The organism is Streptomyces sp. NPDC059567, assembly GCF_042735655.1.
GTDB lineage: Bacteria > Actinomycetota > Actinomycetes > Streptomycetales > Streptomycetaceae > Streptomyces.
The window spans coordinates 1-6,527 of record NZ_JBHWBS010000174.1; the positions used below are offsets into that span (position 1 = coordinate 1).

Here is a 6,527-nt window from a genome sequence, read left to right on the forward strand (position 1 = left end):
CGTGTGCAGGGCGACCAACGACGACGAACACAACGTGTCGATCGTCATGCTCGGCCCGTGCAGATCCAGGAAGTAGCTCACCCTGTTGGCCAGGAACGCGTTGTGGTTGCCCAGGCCGCTGGGCGCGTCCAGCTCCGGCGCGATGTTGTAGTCCTTGTAGTGCTGGTAGCTGGCGCCCACGAACACACCGGTGGAGGGGGACAGTCGGCGCGGCGGGAGGCCGGCGGACTCCAGTGCCTCCCAGGTCGTACGGAGCAGCCAGCGGGCCTGGGGGTCGAGCACCTCGGCCTGCTTGGGGAAGAAGTCGAAGAACCGGGCGTCGAACTCCTCCACGTTGTCCAGGAATCCGCCGACGTCGGGCTCGTTCCCTTCGGCGTACCGGCCCCAGCGGTGGGCCGGAGCCGGACGGATCTCCTCATCCGAGTCGGCGAGCAGCGACCAGAACGCTTCCGGGTCCGCAGCGCCCGGGAGCGCCAGGGCCAGGCCGATGACGGCGATGTCCGCTGCGCCCGCGGTGTCGTCGGCGTCCGCGCCGGGGACCGTGGCCGCAGCGGCCGGCCGGTCGCCGTGACTCGCGTCCGGTTCGCCGACGCGCCGCCCGTCGGCTTCCGACAGGGCGAACACGCCGTCGCCCGCCAGCTCGGCGACGTGCGCGGCGAGGGCGCGGCAGTCCGCGGCGTCCAGGACGTCCGTCGGGCCGAGCTTCACTCCGTACGCCGCCTCGACGTCGGCCGCGATGACCGTCGCCAGCATGGAGTCGAGACCCACGGTGGACAGCGAGGTCGTCGCGGTGACACCGGGGTCGTGGAGGGCGTTCCGTACCACTTCGAGGATCGCCGCCTCCGCCGCCGCGGTCCGCGGCGCGCGGCGGGTGGGAGCGGGCCGTGATGCGCCGTTCCCGGCCACGGTCCGGTACTCGACGTCGTCGAGCCGGACCAGCACCCGGCCGTCGGCGGCGAGCAGGGACGCGTCGCCGCGTCGCGTGCCGTCACGGTCGGGCTCGGCGCCTTCGAGCAGGACGAACGCCGCCGGCGCCGCGTCCGCCCAGCGCACCGCCCGGCCGATGGAGACCGGCAGATAGGTGGCCGAAGGGGCCGCGGGATCCGCCAACGTGAGCACGGCCATGACCTGGAGGGCGGCGTCGAGCGCCACCGCCTCCGCTTCCAGCGAGCCGCTGCCGGCCGGGACGTCGATCCGCGCGAGCACCCGGCCGGGACCGTAGTGCACCTCGGTGATGGACCGCAGGGGCGCGGTGAGCTCCATGCCCTTCGCCGCGAACCAGGCGTAGAGCCCGGCCGGTTCCAGCGTCCGGTGGAGTACGGCCCGCAGGGCGTCGAGGTCCGCGGCGGCGGGCGGCGGCCCGGCCGGGGCTTCGGCGGTGGTGAGCCGGGCGATGACCCGGTCGGCGTGCCGGAAGGTGACCGGTCCGGTACGGGCCGGGTCGTCGAGATCGCTCGTGAGGGGATGGTCTCCGGTCCCCCGGCCGGTGAAGGTGATCTGCCGCAGGGCACCGCGCGTCAGCAGGCCGAGGGCCAGCGGCAGCGCTCCGGGCACGGTCTCCTCGCCCAGAACGCGGTGGGCGCGCGAGAGTCGCCGTACGACGTCGGTGGTGTCCCGAGCGACCTGCGCGGTCGATACGGCCGACAGGCCCTTCCGGGGGAGCGTCACGACCGCCTCGGCCGCCTCGGGCCGCGAGCCGAAGGGATAGGGCGGGAGGGCGGGGCGGTGCGCCGACGGGCCCGGGTACACGCCGGCCCAGTCGACGGTGCCGCCCCCGACGTAGCGGAAGGCCGGGACGCCGAGCCCGGTCGAAGCGCTCTCCAGCACCGTTCCGCCGCGTACGACGGTGCCGGGTGCCCGGTCCGCCAGGCGCAGCGCCTCGGCCAGCCCGGCGGCCAGTTCGTCGGCCGTGGCCCCCAGGACCGCGACCCGGTACGCCCGGTGGTCGCGTCCGACGGCGGTGGAACGGCACAGTGCCCCCAGGCTCGCCGCGTCCCCCTGCCGCAGCAGTGGCCGGACGTCCGCCATGCGGCGGGCGAGGGCGTCCGGGGTGTGCGCGGACAGGACCAGCAGGTGCTCGTCCGGTCCGGCGGCGGTACGGGTGTCCTCGCCGGACGCCTGGTACCCGCGTTCCGCGACGTACTCCTCCACGACGATGTGCGCGTTGGTCCCGCCCATGCCGAAGGAGCTGACTCCCGCCCGCCGTGGCCCGTCCGAGGTCCACGGCCGCGGCTCGACGGGGATCACGAACGGTCCGGCGGACAGGTCCAGATGACTGCTGGGGTTCTCGAATCCGGCGACGGGCGGGATCTCCCGATGCCGCAGACACAGCAGGACCTTCAGCAGGCCGGCGAGTCCGGCCGCGGGCTCCAGGTGCCCGATGTTGCCCTTCACGGTCCCGATGTGGCACGGCTCGCCACGGTCCGGGTCACCGCCGAACACCTCGGTCAGCGCGGCGATCTCGATCGGGTCGCCGAGCCGCGTCGCCGTGCCGTGCGTCTCGATCAGGGAGACGTCCGCGGGCGCCAGTCCGGCGTCGTCCAATGCCGCACGGACGACCGCTGCCTGGGCCTCGCTGCGGGGCACCGGCAGGGCGCTGCCGCGGCCGCCGTGGTTGACGGCCGTGCCTCGGATGACGCCCCAGATCCGGTCGCCGTCGCGCTCCGCGTCCGCGAGCGGCTTCAGCATCACGGCCAGCGCGCCCTCGCCTGGAAGGAATCCGTCGGCCCGCTCGTCGAAGGGGCGCGGCCGGGTCTCGGACAGGGCACCGAGCTGGCTCAGGCTGCGGTAGTACCACGGGGTCAGACCGACCTGGCAGGCCGCCACGATCGCGGCGCCGCAGTGGCCCGCGCGCAGCGCGGCGACCGCCTGCTGGATGGCGACGAGCGACGACGAGCACAGGGTGTCGACGGTCTGCGAAGGGCCGGTCAGATCCAGCGCGTACGAGATCCGGTTGGCCAGTACCGCGTTCATGGAGCCGAGCGCGGTGTGCGGTCCGACGGTCTCCAGCCCCTGCGCGTCGCGGTGATGGGTGTAGGTGGCACCGACGAAGACGCCGATGTCGCGGCGGCCGGCGAGACCGCTGTCGTCCCGCACCGCCCAGGCGTGTTCCAGCAGGAGCTTCTGCTGTACGTCCATCTCCTCGGCCTCGCGCACGGAGATGCCGAAGAAGGCCGGGTCGAAGCGGTCGACACCGGTGACGAAGGCGCCGGTACGGCAGTAGGTGCCCGTCATCCGGGGACCGCGCGGCTCGAAGTGGGCGTCGATGTCCCAGCGTTCGGCCGGCACCTCGGTGAACGCGTGACCGCCGGAGCGGAGCAGGGGCCACAGCTCCGCCGCACCGCCGACCGCGCCCGGGAGATCACCGGACACGGCGACGATCGCGACGTCCGCGTCACGACCGGCGGCCGTGTGCCGCCGAGGGCGGGGGTTCGTCGCGGAGGCGGCCGGGAGCGGGTCGACGGCGTCGGCGGCCTCTTTGAACTCAGCAGTCTCTGCGGGCTCTGCGGTCCCTTCGGGCTCTGCGATCTCTTCGGACTCGACCGTCTCGGCGATCTTGGCGGGATCGAGCGTCTCGGCGGGCTCGACCGTCTCGGCGGGCTCCGGCGCCACGACCGCGGCGGCCGCGCCGTAACGGCCGGTCAGCGCCTCGACCAGCTCGTCGAACTCGCCGTACTCCAGGAAGAGCGTCGCCGGGAGGTGGATACCCCACCTCCGGGACAACTCCTCCGACAGCTCGACGCTCATGATCGAGCTCATGCCGTAGTCGGACAGCGGAGTGTCACGGTCGAACGACGTGACACCCAGCCGCTCCGCCAGGAACCGCTCCAGCGCGCCCCCGACCCGCTCCCCGGCACCCTCGCCGGCCGAACCCTCGGCATCTTGTGCGGCATCACGTGCATCGGCGCGTACGTCGGAAGGTACGCCGAGCTCCACACCGCCGTCTTCGAGCTCGACCACCACGTCGCCGGCGTCCGGGTGGGCGACGACCACCTGGCGAGGGTCCTCTTGCGCCCCCAGTACCGCAATCAGGGAGTCGAGGCCCTCCGCGGTGTCCAACGGCCGGACACCGCGCCGCCGCAGCTGTTCCGCGACGGCCGTGCCCATGCCCACCTCGCCCCACAGGCCCCAGGCGACGCTCAGCCACGGCGAGCCGTGCGCCTGCGCGAAGGCGTCGAGGTAGGCGTTGGCCGCGGCGTATCCGCCCTGCCCGAGATTGCCGAACGTGCCGGAGACCGACGCGAACAGCACGGCGAAGTCGAGATCCTGCCCGGCCACCGCGGCGGCCAACTCCCGGACACCGTCAGCCTTCGGACGCATCACCGCCGCGATGTCCTCGGCGGTGGCGCTGCGGATCAGCCCGTCCTTGAGCGTGCCGGCCGCGTGGACCACCCCGTGCAGCTCGCCGAACTCCGCGCGGAAGCGTTCCACCACGGCAGCCAGGGCGCCGGGGGTGGTGACGTCCGCGCCGTACGACGCGACCTCGCACCCGTGCGCGCCGATCGCGGCCGTCCGGTCGTGGTCGGCACCGGCCGCTCCGGAACGGCTGACCAGCGCGACGACGCCGGCGCCCTCCCGCGCGAACCGGTCCGCGACCTCCAGGCCCAGACCGCCGTGCCCGCCGAGGACAAGGTAGCGGCCGCCCTTCCTGATCGGCCCGTTCCCGTCACGGGCCACGGCGTACGCCGAACGGTCGCGCACCCGGACGGGTACGTGGCGGACGCCCTGCCGGTACCCGACCTCGGTGGGACCGTCGCCGGCTCCGAGCTCCACCAGGACCGCGCGGAGCGCGTCGTCGGAGAGCCGGTCGACGTCGAGGAGGCGCGGGTGGAGGCCCGGGTACTCGATGGCGGCGGTGCGGACGAAGCCCCACAGGGCGGCGCGCGCGGGCACCGGCCGGTCGCCGTTCGCGACCGGCTGCCCGTCCCGGGTCACCACGAAGAAGCGGGACTTGCGCTGCCGCTCGCCGAGGGTCCGCAGGGCGGCAAGGCAGCCGTAGAGGCCGAGTCGGAGCTCCGCCTCCTCCCTCGGGGCGCCGTCGGGCGCGTCGCCGGCGCTCCACAGGTGGACCACACCCGCGACCGGGTCCCCGACCTCCTCCCAGAGCCGTCGGAAGGCGTCCTCGTCCGGCTGCGCGAGCATCCGCCGATCGCGGTCGTGGGCCTGTGCCCCGGACGGTCCGACGCCCACCTCCACCACGCGGGCTCCCTCGGCCCGCAGTTGCCGGGCGGCGCGCTCACCCAGGCTGCCCGTACCGCCGTTGTGCAGCAGCACCCACGTCCCGGTCGCCGGGTCGTGCCGCTCGTCGGTCGCCGACGCGGGCCGCCAGTCGATCCGGGTGATGGGCAGCATGGCGGCCCGCGGCGGGGCCGGGGCGACCGGTCGCGACACGGCGGCCGTGCGCCGCATCCGTAGCCCCTCGAACTCCGCGACGACCTCGTCCGAGGGCCCCAGCAGCAGGGCGTCCGCGGTGGCGTACGCGCCGTCGACGCCCGTCCGGCGCACCAGGACGGTCACACCGGTCGACAGAGCCGAGAGATCGGCGAGGACCGCGACCCGAGCGACGCCGATCGGCAGCATGGGATACGGGCCGGCCTCTCCCGTGAGGTCCTGGAGCGCGCAGCTGACGACCTGGAACACGCCGTCCACCAGCAGCGGATGGGCGTACCAGGGCACGGGCTCGGCATCGGACCGCAGCGTTGCCCGGGCCACGCCGCCGTCTCCGACGGCGAGTTCCCGGACGGTACGGAAGTCGGGCCCGTACTGGAGACCCTCCCGCGCCCAGCTGTCGTACAGCCGCTCCGAGGTGATCGTCCGCATGCCCGTCATCTGCCTGCCGGTGCCGGCGGGCGTGGTCGGGACGGCGTCCGGGAGCAGCCGGCCGGTACCGCTGGACAGGGGCTTGCGGTCGCCGGCCACCAGGGTGCTCAGCTCGAAGCGGGTCTGCGGGCCGAAGGCGATGTCGAGCCGGACGGGAGCCGCCGCGTCGTCGGCGATGGTGAGGGGTCGCAGGAAGGTCACATCGGTGAGCTCCAGCGGGGTGAACGGCAGCCTCCGGGCGACTCCCACCATCGCCATCTCCAGCTGCACCGCGGCGGGCAGCAGCCCGGTACCCGCGGAACGGTGCTGGGCGATGAAGGGCTCCTGGCCCGTGAACGTCTTCTCGTAGGTCTCGGCCGGGTACGTCACTGTCCCTCGCTCCGGTGCTCGTAGTGACGGTCGAACAGCGGGTGGCTGAGGGCGCTCGCCTTGGTACCGCTGCGGCGAGCGGGCGGCGCGGTCAGCTCCTGGCGGTTGAAGGGGTAGGTGGGGATGGTGGTCGTCCGTCGGCCCTTGCCCCGGTGCAGCCCGGCCCAGTCGAGGTCGGTGCGGGTGTGGTTGTAGTGATCGGCGACCGCCGCGTGCAACTCGACCTGATCGGTGCGGTCCCGTCGCAGGGTGCTGATCCACGCCGGCTGTGTCTCGCCCCACGACGCCCGGGCGAGCGAGGTCAGTTGGGGATGGGAGCCGATCTCCCACACCACCGT

General features: G+C 74.0%; 1 protein-coding gene and 1 pseudogene. Both read right to left on the reverse strand.

Features of this window, described 5'->3' with window-relative positions; translation table 11 throughout:
* Positions 1–6,189, reverse strand: a 6,189-nt coding sequence (locus ACFVZW_RS36380) for an SDR family NAD(P)-dependent oxidoreductase (protein WP_384530782.1), incomplete at its 3' end; no start/stop codon positions are given.
* Positions 6,186–6,527 (reverse strand): annotated as a pseudogene (locus ACFVZW_RS36385) (acyltransferase); the annotation flags it as partial. The pseudogene ACFVZW_RS36385 and the gene ACFVZW_RS36380, both read right to left, overlap by 4 nt.